At 74.3% G+C, this 17,986-nt stretch carries 15 protein-coding genes; 8 read left to right on the top strand and 7 right to left on the bottom strand.

Annotated elements, in window-relative coordinates; all coding sequences use genetic code 11:
• Nucleotides 1–106: 106 nt before the first annotated feature.
• The 4 genes from ABTZ03_RS17925 to ABTZ03_RS17940 are packed head-to-tail and all read left to right on the top strand — an operon-like array spanning nt 107 to nt 3,267.
• Nucleotides 107–793, top strand: coding sequence for a GntR family transcriptional regulator (locus ABTZ03_RS17925; protein WP_350513935.1), 687 nt, complete (start codon nt 107–109; stop codon nt 791–793).
• The gene (locus tag ABTZ03_RS17930) at nt 793–1,680 is read left to right on the top strand and encodes a LamB/YcsF family protein (protein WP_502894504.1); all 888 of its coding nucleotides are present in this window, start codon (nt 793–795) and stop codon (nt 1,678–1,680) included. The genes ABTZ03_RS17925 and ABTZ03_RS17930 overlap by 1 nt, the downstream gene beginning before the upstream one ends.
• Nucleotides 1,677–2,348, top strand: a complete 672-nt coding sequence (locus ABTZ03_RS17935; protein ID WP_350513937.1) for a 5-oxoprolinase subunit B family protein — start codon at nt 1,677–1,679, stop codon at nt 2,346–2,348. Before ABTZ03_RS17930 ends, ABTZ03_RS17935 begins: the two co-directional genes overlap by 4 nt.
• Before the next feature lie 58 nt (nt 2,349–2,406).
• Nucleotides 2,407–3,267, top strand: a complete 861-nt coding sequence (locus tag ABTZ03_RS17940; RefSeq protein ID WP_350513938.1) for a 5-oxoprolinase subunit C family protein — start codon at nt 2,407–2,409, stop codon at nt 3,265–3,267.
• 79 nt (nt 3,268–3,346) lie between these two features.
• On the opposite strand, the gene ABTZ03_RS17945 is transcribed toward ABTZ03_RS17940, so the two are convergent.
• Nucleotides 3,347–4,390, bottom strand: coding sequence for a glycosyltransferase family 2 protein (locus ABTZ03_RS17945; protein WP_350513939.1), 1,044 nt, complete (start codon nt 4,388–4,390; stop codon nt 3,347–3,349).
• A 268-nt stretch (nt 4,391–4,658) separates the two neighbouring features.
• Nucleotides 4,659–5,261: a superoxide dismutase gene (locus ABTZ03_RS17950; protein WP_350513940.1), complete on the bottom strand. Its 603-nt coding sequence runs from the start codon at nt 5,259–5,261 to the stop codon at nt 4,659–4,661.
• 258 nt (nt 5,262–5,519) lie between these two features.
• Between ABTZ03_RS17950 and ABTZ03_RS17955 the strand changes: the two genes are divergently transcribed.
• Entirely contained in the window at nt 5,520–7,784 is a 2,265-nt protein-coding gene (locus ABTZ03_RS17955) for a M9 family metallopeptidase (RefSeq protein ID WP_350513941.1), read from the top strand.
• A 93-nt stretch (nt 7,785–7,877) separates the two neighbouring features.
• Here the strand turns inward: ABTZ03_RS17955 and ABTZ03_RS17960 are convergent, their stop codons facing one another.
• The 4 genes from ABTZ03_RS17960 to ABTZ03_RS17975 all read right to left on the bottom strand — a co-directional run bounded on the left by ABTZ03_RS17960 (nt 7,878) and on the right by ABTZ03_RS17975 (nt 12,554).
• Nucleotides 7,878–8,333, bottom strand: a complete 456-nt coding sequence (locus ABTZ03_RS17960) for a DUF5990 family protein (RefSeq protein WP_350513942.1) — start codon at nt 8,331–8,333, stop codon at nt 7,878–7,880.
• Nucleotides 8,334–8,387: 54 nt separating this feature from the next.
• Nucleotides 8,388–8,882 (bottom strand): hypothetical protein, encoded by a 495-nt coding sequence (locus tag ABTZ03_RS17965; RefSeq protein WP_350513943.1) that lies wholly within the window; start codon nt 8,880–8,882, stop codon nt 8,388–8,390.
• Between the two features lie 85 nt (nt 8,883–8,967).
• Complete coding sequence (locus tag ABTZ03_RS17970) at nt 8,968–12,243, bottom strand: type 2 lanthipeptide synthetase LanM family protein (protein WP_350513944.1); 3,276 nt, start codon at nt 12,241–12,243, stop codon at nt 8,968–8,970.
• A 131-nt stretch (nt 12,244–12,374) separates the two neighbouring features.
• Nucleotides 12,375–12,554, bottom strand: a complete 180-nt coding sequence (locus tag ABTZ03_RS17975; RefSeq protein ID WP_350513945.1) for a hypothetical protein — start codon at nt 12,552–12,554, stop codon at nt 12,375–12,377.
• Nucleotides 12,555–12,920: 366 nt separating this feature from the next.
• On the opposite strand from ABTZ03_RS17975, the gene ABTZ03_RS17980 reads away from it, so the two are divergent.
• The 3 genes from ABTZ03_RS17980 (at nt 12,921) to ABTZ03_RS17990 (ending at nt 15,564) form a co-directional block, all read left to right on the top strand.
• On the top strand, nt 12,921–13,436 hold the full coding sequence (locus tag ABTZ03_RS17980; protein ID WP_350513946.1) for a hypothetical protein: 516 nt from the start codon (nt 12,921–12,923) through the stop codon (nt 13,434–13,436).
• 116 nt (nt 13,437–13,552) lie between these two features.
• Nucleotides 13,553–14,839 (top strand): sensor histidine kinase, encoded by a 1,287-nt coding sequence (locus tag ABTZ03_RS17985; RefSeq protein WP_350513947.1) that lies wholly within the window; start codon nt 13,553–13,555, stop codon nt 14,837–14,839.
• A complete protein-coding gene (locus ABTZ03_RS17990) occupies nt 14,839–15,564 on the top strand; it encodes a response regulator transcription factor (RefSeq protein ID WP_350513948.1) in 726 nt (241 codons plus the stop codon). The genes ABTZ03_RS17985 and ABTZ03_RS17990 overlap by 1 nt, the downstream gene beginning before the upstream one ends.
• A 53-nt stretch (nt 15,565–15,617) precedes the next feature.
• On the opposite strand, the gene katG is transcribed toward ABTZ03_RS17990, so the two are convergent.
• Nucleotides 15,618–17,834: a catalase/peroxidase HPI gene (katG, locus tag ABTZ03_RS17995; protein ID WP_350513949.1), complete on the bottom strand. Its 2,217-nt coding sequence runs from the start codon at nt 17,832–17,834 to the stop codon at nt 15,618–15,620.
• Nucleotides 17,835–17,986 lie beyond the last annotated feature (152 nt).

A 17,986-nucleotide genomic window follows, 5' to 3' on the forward strand; every position in this document is an offset into this window, starting at 1 on the left:
CGGCACGGGCGGAGGAGGTCGCGGCTGGGTGGGCCGCGACCCTGCGGGGGTTGCCGCGAGGCTAGGGGATTGTGGAACAATCCGACAAGAGTTCAGGAGGTGGAACGTGACCGGGATCTTCGACGCGCTCGCGGCCGACCGGGGTCGGCTCGAACGCGCAAGCGCCGCCCAACGCGTGGCCGAGGTGCTGCGCGAGCACATCACCGAGGGCCGGCTCGCCCCCGGCACCCGGCTCTCCGAGGAGGCACTCGGCGAGGCGCTCACCGTCTCGCGCAACACGCTCCGCGAGGCGTTCCGGCTGCTGGCCGACCAGCGGCTGGTCGTGCACGAGCTCAACCGCGGCGTGTTCGTCCGGATCCTCGATCCCTCCGACGTCGCCGACATCTACACCCTGCGCCTCGCCCTGGAAACGGCCGGGGTGCGCGCCCTGCACAGCGCCGCGCCCGAGCGGCTGGCCGCGGTACGGGCGGCGCTGGACCGGGCGGAGGCCGCCGAGGCGATCGGCGACTGGGTCACCGTCGGCACCGCCGACCTGCACTTCCACCAGGCCGTCGCCGGGATCGCCGGCAGCCCGCGGATCGACGAGTGCATGGCCCGCCTGATGGCCGAGCTGCGCCTGGCCTTCGCCGCCGTGCCGTCCGCGCGCGGGCTGCACGCGCCCTTCCTGCGGCGCAACGAGACCCTCACCGGGCTGCTGGAGTCCGGCGCGATCGACGACGCCGAGGTGGAGCTGACCGGCTACCTGAACGACGCCCGCGCGGTGATCGTCCGCGCGATGACGGGCGGCGCGTGATGACGCCGAGCGGGCCCGGACGGCCCGATTCGACGCCCGGCGACGACGGATCCCCCGCGAGACCCGCCACCGGGGACGAACCGCCTGCGACGGCACCGGCCGCGACGGCACCGGCCGCCCCCGTACCGGTCGTCGACCTCAACGCCGACCTCGGCGAGGGGTTCGGACGCTGGACGCTCACCGACGACGACGCCCTGCTCTCCGCGGTCACCAGCGCCAACGTCGCCTGCGGCTTCCACGCCGGGGACCCGAGCACCATGCGGCGGGTGTGCGAGCTGGCCGCGGAGCGGGGCGTCCGGATCGGCGCCCAGGTCTCCTACCGGGACCTCGCCGGGTTCGGCCGCCGGGCCATGGACCTCCCGCCCGACGAGCTCGCCGACGAAGTCGCCTACCAGATCGGGGCGTTGCAGGTCTTCGCCCGGGCGGCCGGAGCGCACGTGGCGTACGTCAAACCGCACGGCGCGCTGTACAACCGGACGGTGCACGACGAGGAGCAGGCGGCGGCGGTGGTCCGGGGCGTCCGACTGGCGGCGCCGTCCGCGGACCTGCCCGTCCTCGGACTGCCCGGCTCCCGGCTGCACGAGGCGGCCGGGCGGGCCGGACTGCCGGTGGTGGCCGAGGCATTCGCCGACCGCGCCTACACCCCGCACGGCACGCTGGTGTCCCGCCGCGAACCCGACGCCGTGGTCCACGACCCCGACACCGTGGTGCACCGCGCGGTCGCCATCGCCCGGGACGGCGAGGTCACCGCCCGCGACGGCGGGCGGCTCCGACTGCGGGCCCGCTCGCTGTGCGTGCACGGCGACACCCCCGGGGCCGCGGAGCTCGCCCGCCGGGTCCGAACCGCCCTGTGGACGGCCGGAGTTCGCGTCGAGGCGTTCGCGTGAGCGCCGGAGCGGACGGCAGAAGGACCGGGCGGGGGTCGGGCCGGCCGCGCCTGCGGGTCCTGCGGGTCGGCCCGGACGCGCTGCTGGTCGAACTCGACGGCGCCGACCAGGCGATCGCCTTCCACGCCGAACTCCAGCGCCGCCGCGCGGTGTCCGGGTTCCCGTCCGTCACCGAGGTGGTGCCCGCCGAACACACCGTCCTGCTCGACGGCGTGTCCGACCCCGACGCCCTGGCCGCCGAACTGCCCGGCTGGCGGGTACCACCGCTGCGGACGGCCGGCGACCAACGGGTGACCGTCCCGGTGCGCTACGACGGCGCCGACGTCGCGGAGGTCGCCGCCCTGTGGGGCGTCGCCGAGCGGGAGGTCGCGCGGATCCACTCCGCGACCGAGTTCCGGGTCGCGTTCAGCGGCTTCGCCCCCGGATTCGGCTACCTGACCGGCCTCCCCGAGCGCTACCGGGTGCCCCGGCGGGCCGTGCCGCGCCGCGCCGTACCGGCCGGGGCGATCGCCCTGGCCGGCCGCTACACCGGCGCCTACCCGCGCTCCTCCCCCGGCGGCTGGCAGCTGATCGGACACACCGACGCCGTGCTGTGGGACCCGTCCCGCGAACCCGCCGCGCTGTTCAGCCCGGGAACCCGGGTCCGGTTCGCGATCGAGGAATCATGACCGGAGCGGCGGGACACAGCGCGGTAGGACCCGGGCGAGAGAGCGTGGCGGAGGAAGCATGACCGTGACCGTGATCAGCGCAGGCCTGCTGACGACCGTCCAGGACCTCGGCCGCCCCGGGCACGCGCACCTGGGCGTGCCGCGGTCCGGCGCGCTCGACCAGCCCGCCCACCGGCTGGCCAACCGCCTGGTCGGCAACCCCGCGACGGCGGCCACCCTGGAGACCACCGTGCTCGGCTGCACGCTGCGGGCGGACCGGGCGGTGACGGTCGCCGTGGCCGGCGCGCCGTGCGCCGTGCGGGTCGACGGGCGGCCCGCCGCCTGGGGCGCCCCGGTGCGGCTGCCCGCCGGGGCGGTGCTGGAGGTGGGCCCGGCGACCCGGGGCGTGCGCAGCTACCTCGCCTTCGCCGGCGGGGTCGCCGCCGACCCGGTGCTCGGCAGCCGTTCGACCGATCTGCTGTCGGGGCTGGGCCCCGCTCCGCTGGCCCCCGGGGACGCGCTGCCGCTCGGCGAGCCGGTCGGCCCGGCCGCCGGGGTGGACGTGCTGCCGGTGCCCGCGCCGCCCGAACCGCTGCTGCTGCCCGTGCTGTTCGGGCCGCGCGAGGACTGGTTCACGGCCCGGTCGCCCGCCGTCCTGACCGGTTCCGACTACCGCGTCTCCCCCACCAGCAACCGGATCGGCCTGCGCCTGGAGGGCCCGCCGCTGGAGCGCGCCCGGGACGGTGAACTCCCCAGCGAGGGCATGGTGTTGGGAGCAATCCAGGTCCCGCCGGACGGGCGCCCGGTGGTCTTCCTGGCCGACCACCCCACCACCGGCGGCTACCCCGTCATCGGGGTCGTGCCGGCCGCCGCGCTCCCCGCCGCCGCCCAGGCCGTCCCGGGCACCCCGGTCCGCTTCACCCCGGCGGGGCGCCGGTAGCGGGCCGGCGCGGGCGGGCCGAAGGTAGCGGGCGGGGCCGGCGCGGGCGGGCCGAAGGTAGCGGCCGGGGCCGCCGGGATCAGCCCCGGCGGACGGCCTGGGCGGCCTGGCGGGTGCGCCGGACGGCCCGGTGGAGGCGCTGGACGGCGATGAAGCGGTTCATCGCGTCGGTCAGGGTGAGCCGGTACTTGACCCGGAGCTGGGCGTTGAGGCCGGCGATGCGGTCGGGGCCGATGGCGTGCAGCAGGCGGCTGACGTGCCGCTGGTAGACCTCCCAGTAGTTGCGGTCGCCGTCCGGAACGGACCAGAAGAACATCGGGATCTCCTCGGTCAGGCAGTTCCGGTCGTAGGCGCGCAGGTGCTGCTCGGTGAACAGCGGTTCCGGGCGGGCGAGCAGCCACTCGCGGACGAGTTCCATCGAGCGGACCCGGTCGATCACGCCGCGCGGGTCGGTCTTCTTCTGGGTGATGGAGAGGGCGCCGTCCTCGCGGACCCGCCAGTGGTAGATCGGCTCGGCGAGGACGTCGACGTGCGTGGCGAGGAAGTGGTGGGGGACGCTGACCGGGGCGTCCTCGTAGAGGATGCCCTCCGGGTAGAGGATGCCCGCGGTGTCGAAGAAGGAGCGCCGGTAGACCTTGTTCCAGGCGGTGCGGTCGGTGACCAGGGCGGGGGTCTCGCTGACGTGGGTGCGCAGCCGGGTCTCACGGAAGGCGCGCCGGTGGGCGTGCGAGGGGGTGAGGCCGGTGGTGCGCAGGCGCATCGCGTTGCCGGTGACGAAGTCGGAGCCGGTCCCGTCCAGCGTGCTGATCATCAGCTGGTAGGCGTGCGGGGGCAGGGTGTCGTCGCTGTCGACGAAGGTCAGGTACTCGGTGCCGGCGGCGAGGTGGCGCCAGCCGGTGTTGCGGGCGGCGCCGAGGCCCTGGTTCTCCTGCTGGACCAGCCGGAAGCGGGGGTCGGCCTCGGCGTAGGACTTGGCGATGACCGGGCCGTCGTCGGTGGAGCCGTCGTCGACCATGACGCACTCGAAGTCCGTGAAGGTCTGCGCCGCGATCGAGTCCAGGCACTCCCCGAGGTAGCGCTCGACGTTGTAGATCGGGACGACGACGGACAGACGCGGGGCCATCGGACGGCCTTTCGCTCAGGAGCGGACGGGCCGGTCGGCCGGGAGGCCGCCGACCGCCGGTGACCGGCGGTGCTCTGAGCGTAGCGATCGCGCGCCGGTCGCGGGCGAACAACGGGTAGCGGTGAGTCTTCCGTTCGGTGTGGCCGGTGTGGCCGCCGCGACCGGGGTCAACGGCCTTGGCGGGCGGGCCCGGTGGGAGGTGCAGGTGAGGACGGGGGAGGACCCCGGACCGCCCGACCGGTCCGGGGCCCTCCTGCTCACCCGGGGCTCAGACGCTCTTCGCGTCGGCGAAGCGGGAGGAGACGTCCTGCCAGTTGACGACGTCCCACAGACGGGTGACGTAGTCCGGGCGGACGTTGCGGTACTGCAGGTAGTACGCGTGCTCCCAGGCGTCGAAGGCGAGCAGCGGGGTGGTGCCCTGGCCGACGTTGCCGTGGTGGTCGTAGACCTGCTCGACGATCAGGCGCTTGCCGAGCGGCTCCCAGGAGAGGATGCCCCAGCCGGAGCCCTGGACGCCGGTGGTGGCGTTGGTGAGCTGCTTCTTGAAGGCCTCGAAGCTGCCGAAGTGCTCGGTGATGGCGTCGGCCAGCTCGCCCTCGGGGCGGTCGCCGCCCTCCGGGGAGAGGTTCTGCCAGAACAGCGAGTGCAGCACGTGGCCGGACAGGTGGAACGCGAAGGTCTTCTGCAGGCCGACCAGACCGCCGAACTGCTCCTTGTCGCGCGCCTCGGCGAGCTGCTCCAGGGTGTCGTTCGCGCCCTTGACGTAGGCGGCGTGGTGCTTGGAGTGGTGCAGCTCCAGGATCTCGGCGGACATCGCCCGCTCGAGCGCGGAGTAGTCGTACGGCAGGTCGGGAAGCGAGTAGGCGCCCATGGTGGGACACGGCCCTTTCGACGATGGTGATGATCGTGCCGGGACAACACTATTGCGTATGGGTTGCAGGAACGAAGCATGGGCTCCTGCTTATTCCCGGCCTGACTGCTCGTCGCGCGGCGGCGGAGCGGACGCAGAAGTCCTCGCCGGGGTCTTCCCTTTACCTGAATGAGTGTGCCATTTTACATGTCACACATCAGGTTCCGTCCGTGCGCCCCAGCCGCACGGCCCCCTCACGGTCCCGGAGGCCCCACTCCCATGCGTCCCTTCCGGATAGCGAAGGCGCACGCGCGCAGAGTCCCTGCGCTCGGCGTCGCCTTCCTCCTCGCGCTCGGGCTGTTCGCCCCGCAGGCGCACGCGGCCGAGTCGCCGTCGACGTCCGCCGCCCCGAAGGCCCGGACGGCGGCACCGCCGCACGCCGTCCCGGTGCCCAAGTCCCCCGACACCCCGGAGGATCCCCGCCCGCTCGCCTCACAGACCCAGGGCCGGCCCACCGCCCCGACGGCCGGCGGCACCGTCGACACCCCCGCCGCCGCCCGCACCGCCCGCCGACTGGCCGCCTGCGACACCGCCGCGTTCACCGGCAAGACCGGCGCGGCGCTGGTCCAGCAGGTCAGATCGGCCGGACTCGACTGCGTCAACACCCTGTTCACCCTCACCGGCGACAACGCCAAGGCCGCCTTCAACGAGGCCCAGATGGTGACCGTCGCCGACGCCCTGCGCGACACCGCCGCCGCCTACCCCGGCGACAACTCCACCTCCGCCGGGCAGTTGGTGCTGTTCCTGCGCGCCGGCTACTACGTGCAGTGGTACCACCCCGACGCCACCGGGCCGTACGGCGCCGCCCTGCGGACGTCGATCCGCGGCGCGCTGGACGCCTTCTTCGCCGCCCCGCACAGCAAGGACGTCAGCGAGGCCAACGGCGCCACCCTGGCCGAGGCCGTCACGCTGATCGACAGCGCCCGGGAGAACGCCCGCTACACCGGCGTGGTCAAGCGCCTGCTCGACGGTTACACCGGTGGGTGGACCGGCTCGATGGCAGCCGCCGTCGGCAACACCGCCACCGTCATCGAACGCGGCTTCGAGCTCCCCGAGTTCACCGCCGCCCTGCAGGCCGACCCGTCCTTCGCCACCACCATGGCCTCCTTCGTCACCCGCAACGCCGACCGGCTCACCGGCTCCGACCCGGTGACCGGCGTCGGCATCCAGATCGGCAACCTGGTCGCCGTCGACGCGCTCCGGGCCCAGGGCCGACCGATCGTCAAGGACCTGGTCAACCGCTACCCGCTGGTCGGCAACACCGGTCCGCTCACCATGAACCTGCTCTGGTTCGCGGAGAAGAAGGACCCGGGCAACTGCTCCTACTACGGCACCTGCGACGTGCCCGCCAAGCTCGTCCCGCTGGTGCTCAGGAGCGACCACACCTGCAACCCGAACCTGCGCATCCGCTCGCAGAGCATGACCGCCCAGCAGAACGCCGACACCTGCACCAGCCTGGTCAACCAGGACGCGTTCTTCCACCGGGTGGTCAAGGACAACGGCCCGGTCGCCGACGACCGCAACACCTCCCTGGAGGTCGTCGTCTTCGACGACTACTACAACTACAGCCTCTACGCCTGGGAGATGTACAACATCGCCGTCGACAACGGCGGCATGTACGAGGAGGGCAAGCCGGCCGAGCCCGGCAACCAGGCCCGCTTCATCGCCCACCAGGCGGACTGGCTGCGCCCGAGCTTCCAGATCTGGAACCTCAACCACGAGTACACCCACTACCTCGACGGCCGCTACGACATGTACGGCGACTTCGATGCGGGCATGACCACCCCGACCATCTGGTGGGTCGAGGGCCTGGCCGAGTACGTCTCCTACAGCTACCGGGGCGTCCACTACGACGACGCCGTCACCCAGGCCGGCCTGGGCACCTACCCGCTGAGCACCCTCTTCGACTCCACCTACGACAACGCCGACTCCACCCGGGTCTACAACTGGGGCTACCTGGCGGTGCGTTACATGCTCCAGTCGCACCCGCAGGACGTCGACGCGCTGCTCGCCAAGTACCGCGTCGGCGACTGGAACGGCGCCCGCACCCTGCTCAAGACCACCATCGGCACCCGCTACGACGCCGACTTCGCGACCTGGCTCAAGGCCTGCGCCGCCGACAACTGCGGCTCCCTGCCCACCGATCAGGCCCCGCTGTGCGCCGCCGCCGACACCCGGCAGTACGACAAGAACTGCCGCCGCGACGGCGTCGCCGCCACCACCGGCAACTACGGGTACAGCTTCCTCTACCTGCCCGCCGGGGTGAAGCAGCTGACCATCACCACCGCCGGCGGCACCGGCAACGCCGACCTGTACTACAACGGGCCGTCCTGGGCCACGAGTTCGTCGTACCAGGCGAAGTCCGCCGGCTCCGGCAACGGCGAGAGCCTGACCATCGCCGACCCGCCGGCCGGCTGGGTCTACTTCAGCCTGTACGCCCAGCAGGGGTTCGACGGCGTGACCGTCACCACCACGTACAACTGATCGCCACCACCGCTCCGCACCGGAGGGTCCCGCGTCCGCGCGGGGCCCTCCCCGCGCGTCCCGCCCTCCGTCCGGTGGGGTGGCCGTGGGCGCTCAGGCCGTCGCCGCCCAGGTGACCAGCGGCGGGCGGACGGCGGCGCACAGCGGGTGACCCTTGGCGTCGGTGAGGCCGAGGCGGGCGACCAGCAGGCCGGTGTCGACCGCCTGCGCCAGGACGCCCCGGTCCACCGCGGCCAGCAGCAGCTTCGCCCGGCGGAACAGCCGCCAGGCCTCGCCGTCCGGCGTCACCCAGTTCAGGTAGACGAACCGCCCGCCCGGCCCGCCCTGGACGTACCGCCCGGTGACGTCCGCCCCGCCGTCCGGCAGCCGCTTCACCGCGCACTCCAGCGACCACCGCGCGCGTGGTGCGTCGCCGGGCTGCGGGTCCAGCAACTCGGCCGGGCGGCCACGGCGTTGGACGGCGACGTGGATGTCCCGGTAGCCCGGGAAACCCGGCCCGGCGCCGCACGGGCGGCCGGGCAGGTCGATGGCCTCGATCCTCAGCTCCATACCGCCATCGTCCCCCACCCCGGCCCGCACCGGGCGCCGGGCACGCCCGGCCGGTCAGTCGCCCGGCGGCGGTGGGAACACCACGTGGTCACCGGCCCGTTCGAGGCACCGCCAGGACTCCTCGACCTTCGAGCTCGTCGGCAGCACATCGATCCGGAGCTCGTGCTCCAGCGTGATCCGCAGGTCGCCCTCCGGCGCCCGTTCGACCGCCAGCACCCGTGGCTCCCGCCGCTTCAGGAACTCCCGCAGCGCGTCGGCGCCGATGTCGTAGGCGAGGCCCTCACCCTCCCCGACGGGCACCAGGTCGTCCGAGCCGAGGTAGACCTCCCCGCACTGGACGATCCGGAACGGGCACCGGGCGTGCACCGCGAAGCGGGTGCCCGTCGACACCTCCCCCGACTCCCCGAGCGGCCACTCGACCGTCTCACCGAAGTCGACCACGCCCATCCCGCCGAACCGGTAGACGTTGACCCACACTTCCCCGACCAGCCGCCGCAGCAGCCGGTCCCCCGCGTCCCCGCCCTCGGCGGGCTCCCCGTTGCTCCCCATCAGGCCATCGTCGTTCATCCGGCCGGACGGCTCACCCCGTTTTCGCCGTTCCTTTGCTCTGCCGCTACGCGGCTCCGCCACCAGGTCAGGCCGACGGCGGGGCCATGGTGAGGACGGACGGGACGGTGGCGGGGGCGGCGAGCCGGAGCAGGCCGTGGCCGATGCCGGCCAGGCCGACCAGCAGGGAGGGGCTGTGCACCCCGTGCGGCAGCCCGCACCGCCGCCCCCGGGCCTCCAGGTCGTCCAGGACGGCGTGGGCCTGCCGTTCGGTGGCGGCCCGCCAGGCGCCGCCGGCGAGGTGGAGGGCCTCCAGGTTGCCGAGGTCGCCGTGGCAGAGCGAGGAGTTGTGACCGAAGCCCGCCCGCAGGACGGTGCCGAGCGCGGTGTCGCGTTCGGCCAGGAGGGCGTCCCGCCGTTCGGGCAGCAGGTCGGCGAGCGCGGTGCGGGCCAGTGCGATGCCGGCCGCGCCGTGGCACCAGAGGGCGGGGAAGCCCGGACCGTCGGGGCCGCCGTCCTCGCGGACGTCGCGCCAGTTGGCGGCGGTGGCGTCGAACAGGGTGTGCTCGTACTCCACGGCGGCGAGGGCGAGTCGGGCCGCGCGCGGGTCGCCGAGCCGGTGGCCGGCCCGGGCCAGCGCCCAGGCGATGCCGGAGCCGCCGTGGGCGAAGCCCGCGAGCGGGCGGTCCACGCTCTCCGCCAGGGCCGCGGGCAGCCAGCCGGTGCCGCCCTCGGGGTGCGGGGCGGCGGCCCGGACGAGGCGTTCGACGCAGAGCGCCAGCGCGTCGGTGACTGCGGGCCCGGGGCGGACGGCCTCCCAGGCGAGCAGGCCGCCGATGGTCCCGGCGTTCCCGGCGAGGACGTCGTACTGGGTGTCCTCCCCGGCGGTGGCGGCGATGCGGTCGAGGACCAGGGAGCCCAGCGCGTCCAGTTCGGGGTCCGGGTGGTCGGCGGTGAGCTGGGCGAGCGCGTGGAGCACGCCGCCGGTGCCGGCCAGGCCGCCGCCGAGCCGGTCGGCGCGGCGGCGGATCTGCTGACGCAGCGTCAACTCCGCTGCTCGGGCGGCCTCGCGGTGGTCACGGTCGCCGGTCACCAGGGCGAGCTGGTGGAGGAAGAGGGCGATGCCCGCGGTGCCGCTGTAGAGGTCGGGGCCCAGCTCGGCGGGGGCCCAGCGGCCGGGCGGGGTCCAGTTGGGGCCGGCCCAGGCGAGGTCGGCGCCGCCCCGGTAGGCCTCGCGGAGCAGCTGTTCGCCGGCCTCCACGGCCTCGGCGAGGGCGCGGGCCGCCAGGTCCGGACCGGGCGCGGTCGGTGCCGGCCGTTCCCTCGGCGGGTGGCTCCGGGCGATGGCCGTGGCGGTGGCGGTTCCGCGCGGCTCGTACGCGCCGTCGGCCGTCATCACCGAGAGCCTGAGCAACTGGAGTTGGCGGGCGAGGTCGTCCTCGCCGAGGCCGTCCGCCTTGGCGAGTGCCAGGTCGAGGGCCGGCCGGTCGGTGACGCCCGGGATCAGGGCGCCGGTGGAGGAGCGGGCGTCGACGCCGTCCGGCCGGATGGTGAAGACGGGCACGTCGCCGCGCCACAGGTCGGCGCGCTCGTGCGCGACGAAGGCGAGGGCCTGCTCCTCCCAGCCGACGAGTGCCCAGAGCCGGTCGAGATGGCGGTCCTGGTCGAGGGCGTCGCGCAGCACGTCGGGGTGGCAGGCGGTGTTGAGCAGGCTGCGGTACTCGAAGGTGTCGCGGCGCAGCAGGCGGGTCTCGTCGGCCGCGAAGGCGCCGAGCAGCGAGCGGAGTTGCGGCTTGTCGGCGGCGAGCAGCCGGTAGGCCTCGGTGAAGCCGGCCTCCAACTCGGCCAGGTGGTCGGCGAGTCGCAGCGACCGGCCGGCCGGAACGGGTCGACTGCCGGGGGCTTCGACGGGCAACCGCCGGTACTCCAGCCGGAGTTCGTCCGTGCCCTGGCCGACCAGGACGGGCAGCGGGCGGGGCGGGAGGCTGCCCGGGTCCCAGCCGAGGGCGGAGATGTCGGCGCCGCCGTTGCCCTCGTCCCACATCCGCTCGGGCAGCAGGCCGGACCGCAGCACCGAGTGCCGGGCCTGGTGGCGGGCGAGCCGCTCGGACTCGGAGAGGTCCTTGGCGGGCTCGCGCAGGTCGGGGTGGAGGATCGCCTCCAGGTCGATCAGGACGGGCTGGTCCCGGACGGCTAGCAGGTTCTGGGCGTGGCAGTCGACGGCGTCGAGCGCGTACATCAGCGCGCAGAGCGTGCCGGCGCGGTGGTAGAAGGCGCTCAACTCGGCTTCGTCGCGAACCGGTTCGGCGCTCAGGTGGGCGACCCAGCCGTAGCCGTCACCGGGCAGGTGGGCCACGTCGCGCAGCGGTAGCCGCAGCTGCGGGTTGAGCCAGTGGAGCAGCTGCTGGAAGTGGGTCTCGGCGCCGAGCGGCCGCGGCTTGTAGACGAGCCGGACACCGTGCTCGAAGCGCAGCGAGCTGACCGTGGCTCCGCCGCGGTGCGGGTCGCCGAGGCCGGTGGCGAGTTCGGTGAGCCGGCCGAGCGGGCGGCCGTCGGCGAAGGTGCGGGCGAGCGCGGGCAGGTCGGCGGCGAGGCGGCGGAACAGGGTGAGGGTGGTGTCCGTCCACTGCTCGGCGAGGGTGGTGAGGCGGAAGGCCAGGACCGGGTACTCGGCGAGCAGGCGCAGCGCCCGCTCGGGGCGGGCCAGCCGGTCGACGAGGTCCCGGTAGCGGAGTTCGGGGGTGTCGCCGACCGACTCGCCGGTGAGGCGGGCGACGTGGAGTTCGGTGATGACGGTCCTGGTCACCATCCCGTGGACGGTACCGGTCAGCGCGGGGAGGGCCAGCGCGGCCAGCTCCTCGGGAGTGCCGGGCGCGGGGACGTCCAGGGCGGCCAGTCCGGCCCGGAGGCGGTCGCGGGCGTCGGCGAGCAGCGGGGCGGCCGGCCGGGCGAACTCGTGCTCCTCGGGGACGTCCAGCTCGGCCGCCCGGTCGAAGGCGGCGGCGAGCCGCTCGGCCCAGGCCTGGGCCCCGAGACGGTCGGCGAGCGCGTCCGGGTGCTCGGCGAGGAGGGCGCCCAGGGCCTCGGGGTCGAGGCCGTCGGCGGCGAGGCGGTGCCCGAACCAGCCGGCCCGGTCGAAGGGCGCCTGGGCCTGCCAGCGCTCCAGCTTCCGGGCGGCGCGGTCGGCGCGGTCGGCGCGCTCGGTGTCGCTGACGGACCCGGCGTCGCCGACGGACCCGGCGGCGGCGGACCCGGCGGGCTGCGGGGCGGGCCGCTCCGGCGCCCGGCCGCGGGCGTTCAGCGGAACGGCTCGGGCGGCCGCCCGCAGGAGTTCGGACGCCAGGGGTTCGGACGCGTCGACCACGGGGCGGTGCTGCCTCTCTGCTTGCTCGCGCTACTCGCTACTCGCTACTTGCCGGTTGCCGGTCGGCCAGGTCCGGCGCGGACCCCGGGCGGTCGTACGACCGGGCCCGGGATCGGCGCCGGACCCCGGTCTCAGTAGCTGCAGACGCGGCCGCAGCTGGACCAGCCGTCACAGGTGCTGTTCTGCACCGCGGCGGTCACGTAGAGCTCGTCCACCAGCTCGCCGGCCGGGTGGACCGAGTGTCCCTGGCCGAGGGTGAGCCGGAAGTCCTCGTCCTTGAGCGCGCGAACCTGATCGGCTGTGGGCTGCATGATGCCTCCTGCGAGCGTTCGGGTGTGGCACGGGTGTGCCGGTCCGGGATCCTGACAGCGCCCCACCCGTCACACCAGGGGCGGGCGGATCGGCGGTACGTATTTCGGCCATGGTCGAAGAATGGGCCCCGGCGCCGCCTCGCCGCCGTTCCACCAGGCCGGACCGGGTCCGCTTCCGCCGCCCGACCGCCCGAGGAGCCCGGTGCGACCCCGGGCGGCCCGGAACGGCCCCGCACCTGGCCGAAAGCGACCGGCCGTGCCCGGGTGGAACCAGGCCGTTGGTTTGAGCCCGGAGCTCCTGTGGCAGCGCCCCGCACCGGGGGCCAGGATGGAGGCCCGAGCGACCCCGGCCCCGATCGGAGTGCGATGAGCGAGCAGCACAACCTGGTCCTGCTGACCTTCCCCGACACCACCACCTGGCGCCACGCCCTCGACGGCGCCCAGCGCCTGCCGGGGCTGCGGATGGCGGCGGCGCTGGAGCGCAGCGCCGACGGCGTGCTGGAGATCAAGGACACCTTCACCCGGGGTGCGGGCGTGGCCACCGTCGGCTCGGGGCTGCTGGGCGGGCTGGTGGGGCTGCTCGGCGGGCCGGTCGGGGTGCTGCTGGGGTTCGCGGCGGGGGCGGCGCTGGGCAACGCGGCCGAGGAGCACCTCGCCACCGAGGCCGGTGCCGCGCTGATCGTGCTCTCCCCGCGGGTGCCGGACGGCGGGGCGATGCTCGCCCTGGAGGTGCGGGAGGCCTCGCCCGGGCCGGCCGACGAGCTCGCCGCCCAGTACGGGGCGTCGGTCGAGCGGATCGACGAGCAGACGTTCACCGAGCAGGTCCGGGCGGCGGAGAAGAAGGCCGAGGAGGACAGCACCGGCACCGGGGAGGAGTCCTGAGGTCGGGGGCCACCGGGCGGCCGTAGGCGTCATCCTTCCGACGTAGTCACCCGGTGTACCGGCTGCCGCCGTTCGCGGGGCTGTCCCCACCGGCGCCGGGCCGCCACACTGTCCCGGTGATCGACGTGATCAACCACCCCGCGGCGCAACGCCTGCGCACCGCGGCGGCCCGGCTGGGCGGCGGCCCGGGCGCGGCGCCGCCGCCCCGGCCGACCCGCCGCGGCCAGGCCTTCGACCTGGCCCTGACCCTGCTCCTCTGCGTCACCGTCGCCCGCTACGCCGAGGTCGCGGCGAACCTGGACGGCGTCGGCTGGAACCCGCTGCTACAGCTGGCACCGGCCTTCCCGCTGCCGCTGGTGCTGCGCCGGCGCCACCCGCTGGCGGTGCTGTGGTCGGTGCTGCCGGGCGCGCTGCTGCTCCGGACCCAGCACGGGGACCTCGCGTACTGGGCGGGCGTGGTGGTGATCGTCGCCGCCTACGGCGCGGCCGCGTACGGGCGCCGGCCGGTGGCCGTGCTGTCGGGCCTGGCGGCCGCCACCGTGACCCTGGTGGTGGTGTTCGACGACGCCTATCTGCCCCACCTCCAGCGGTCGGTGGTCGCCGTGCTGGTCCTGGTCCCGGTGTTCGCGGTGGCCTACGAACTGCGGATGTGGCGCGGCCGGGTGGCGGAGGGGCGGGCCCGGGTGTCCGCGCTGGAGCGGGAGCGGTCGGCCGCGCTCCAGCGCGCGGTGGAACTGGAACGCGCGCGCATCGCACGGGAGTTGCACGACGTGGTGACCCACAACGTGAGCATGATGACCATCCAGGCCGGGGCCGCCCGCAAGATCCTGGACACCGCCCCGGACCGGGCCCGCGAGGCGATGGCCGCGGTGGAGGCGGGCGGGCGCGCGGCGATGACCGAACTGCGGCACGTGATGGGCCTGTTGACCATCGACGCGGGCCCGGACGAGGACCCGGCGGCCGCCGCCGACCTCAGCCCGCAGCCCGGCCTGGACCGACTGGACGCCCTGGTCGAGGGCGTCCGGCGGGCCGGACCGAGCGTGCGGCTGACCGTGCGCGGGGAGCACCGGCCCGTCCCGCCCGGGGTCGGGCTCGCCGCCTACCGGGTCGTCCAGGAGGCGCTCACCAACACCGTCAAGCACGCGGGCGGCGCCGACGCCGCGGTGACCGTCGACCACGCCCCCGACCACCTGCGGGTGGAGGTCACCGACACCGGCGGCCGCCCCACCGGCGCCGCCGCCACCGGCGACGGGCGCGGCCTGCTCGGGCTGCGCGAACGTCTCGCCGTCTACGGCGGGACCCTGCGGACCGGCCCCCGGCCGGGCGGCGGCTACCGCGTCACGGCCTCGATACCGCTGGAGAATCGGGAGAGTCGGGAGAGTTCGGGGAGTTGGGAGAGTTGATGACCGTGGCCGACGCGCCGCCGATCCGGGTGGTGGTCGCCGACGACCAGGCGCTGGTGCGGATCGGGTTCCGACTGATCCTGGAGTCCGAGGGGATCGAGGTGGTGGCCGAGGCCGAGGACGGCGAGCAGGCCGTCGCCGCCGTCCGCCGGACCAGGCCCGACGTGGTGCTGATGGACATCCGGATGCCCGGCCTGGACGGACTGGAGGCCACCCGGCGGATCCTCGCGGACCCGTCGACCCGGCCGCCCCGGATCATCATGCTGACCACCTTCGACCTGGACCACTACGTCTACGCGGCGATGGCCGCCGGGGCCAGCGGCTTCCTGCTCAAGGACGTCACCCCGGAGCATCTGGCCGCCGCCGTCCGGCTGGTCCGCACCGGTGACGCGCTGCTCGCCCCGGCGATCACCCGCCGTCTGGTCGAGCGCTTCGCCCGCCCGGCCGTCCCGGCCGCGGCCGCCCCGCACCGCGAACTGGCCACCCTCACCCCGCGCGAGCTGGAGGTGACGACGCTGCTCGCCCGCGGCCTCAGCAACGCCGAGCTGGCCGCCCGGCTGCAGCTCTCCGAGGCGACGGTGAAGACCCATGTGGCCCGGATCCTGGGCAAGTTGGGGCTGCGGGACCGGGCCCAGGTGGTGGTCGCGGCGTACGAGACCGGACTGGTCAGCGTGGGCACACCCGCGCCCGCACCCGCACCCGCACCCGCACCCGGTCCGCGCTGACACACGACGGGAGCCCGGGGGCAGTGGCCCCCGGGCTCCCGGCTACCGCAGTGCTACACCAGGTCGAAGCGGTCCGCGTTCATGACCTTGACCCAGGCCGCGACGAAGTCCTCGACGAACTTCTCCTTGGCGTCGTCGGCCGCGTACACCTCGGCGACGGCGCGCAGTTCGGAGTTCGAGCCGAAGACCAGGTCGGCCCGGGTGCCGGTCCACCTGACCTTGCCGGCCGCGTCCCGGCCCTCGAAGGTGTGGGCGTCCTCCGAGGTGGACGTCCAACTGGTGCCCAGGTCCAGCAGGTTGACGAAGAAGTCGTTCGTCAGCACGCCCGGGGTCTCGGTCAGCACACCGTGCGCGGACTGCTGGTGGTTGGCGCCCAGCACACGCAACCCGCCGACCAGCACGGTCAGTTCGGGCGCGCTGAGGCCCAGCAGGTTCGCCTTGTCGAGCAGCAGGAACTCGGCCGGCAGCCGGTTGCCCTTGCCGACCCAGTTGCGGAAGCCGTCCGCCTTGGGCTCCAGCGCGGCGAAGGACTCGGTGTCGGTCAGCTCCTGCGGCGCGTCCACCCGGCCGGGCGCGAACGGCACCTCGACGGCCAGCCCGGCCGCCTTGGCCGCCTGCTCGACGCCGACGCCGCCGGCCAGCACCACCAGGTCCGCCAGCGAGACCTGCTTGTCGCCGGCCTGCGCGTTGAACTCCCGCTGCACGCCCTCCAGCGCCCGCAGCACCCCGGCCAGCCGGTCCGGCTCGTTGACCTCCCAGCCGGCCTGCGGCTGCAGCCGGATCCGGCCGCCGTTGGCACCGCCGCGCTTGTCGCTGCCGCGGAAGGAGGAGGCCGCGGCCCAGGCCGCGGAGACCAGCTCGGAGACCGACAGCCCGGTCGCGGCGATCCGCCGCTTGAGGTCCGCGACGTCGGCGACCCCGACCGGCTGGTACGAGACGGCCGGCAGCGGGTCCTGCCAGAGCAGGTGCTCGCTCGGGACCTCCGGGCCGCGGTAGCGGACCACCGGGCCCATGTCACGGTGGGTGAGCTTGTACCAGGCACGGGCGAAGGCGTCCGCGAACTCCGCCGGGTTCTCCAGGAAGCGGCGGGAGATCGGCTCGTACACCGGGTCGAAGCGCAGCGACAGGTCGGTGGTGAGCATGATCGGGGTGTGCCGCTTGGCCGGGTCGTGGGCGTCCGGCACGGTGCCCTCGCCGGCGCCGTCCTTCGGCTTCCACTGGTGGGCGCCGGCCGGGGACTTCGTGAGCTCCCACTCGTAGCCGAACAGCGTCTCGAAGAAGCTGTTGTCCCAGGTGATCGGGGTGGCGGTCCAGATGCCCTCCAGGCCGCTGGTGATCGCGTCACCGCCGACACCGGTGCCGTAGGCGCTCTTCCAGCCGAGGCCCTGCTGCTCCATCGGCGCGTCCTCCGGGTCCGGGCCGACGTTGTCCGCCGGGCCGGCGCCGTGGGTCTTGCCGAAGGTGTGGCCGCCGGCGATCAGCGCGACGGTCTCCTCGTCGTTCATCGCCATCCGGTAGAAGGTCTCGCGGATGTCGCGGGCGGCGGCGATCGGGTCCGGGTTGCCGTTGGGGCCCTCCGGGTTGACGTAGATCAGGCCCATCTGCACGGCGGCCAGCGGGCTCTCCAGCTCGCGGTCGCCGGTGTAGCGCTCGTCGCCGAGCCAGGTGGTCTCCGGGCCCCAGTAGACGTCCTCGTCCGGCTCCCACTCGTCGACCCGGCCGCCGCCGAAGCCGAAGGTCTCGAAGCCCATGCCCTCCAGGGCGACGTTGCCGGTCAGCACGATCAGGTCGGCCCAGGACAGGCTGCGGCCGTACTTCTTCTTGACCGGCCAGAGCAGGCGGCGGGCCTTGTCCAGGCTGGCGTTGTCCGGCCAGCTGTTCAGCGGGGCGAAGCGCTGCTGGCCGCCGCCGGCGCCGCCGCGGCCGTCACTGATCCGGTAGGTGCCGGCGCTGTGCCAGGCCATCCGGATCATGAACGGGCCGTAGTAGCCGAAGTCGGCCGGCCACCAGGGCTGCGAGGTGGTGAGCACCTCCTGGATGTCCCGCTTCACGGCCGCGAGGTCGAGGGCGTCGAAGGCCGCGGCGTAGTCGAAGTCCGCGCCGAGCGGGTTGGCCACGGCGGGGTTCTTGGCGAGGATCTTCAGGTTCAGCCGCTCCGGCCACCACTGGCGGTTCCCGCCGCCCTGGGTGGGGTGAAGCGCGCGCCCGTGGTTGACCGGGCAGCCGCCCGCGCTCGCCTCTACACCGGTTGCATCGTGGATCTCAGACATGGGAATCCTTCCCTACAAGGCGGATCACGGTGTCTCTACTGCTACCTACGGCATCTACATGCTGCTACTGCTGCCACTGCTGCTGTCTGGAACTACCGCTACCCAGGCTAGCGCCGGAGCCGATCCTACGATGGACGAAATCCAAGTCAAGA

It is taken from the genome of Kitasatospora sp. NPDC096077, from assembly GCF_040303245.1.
Classification (GTDB): Bacteria; Actinomycetota; Actinomycetes; order Streptomycetales; family Streptomycetaceae; genus Kitasatospora.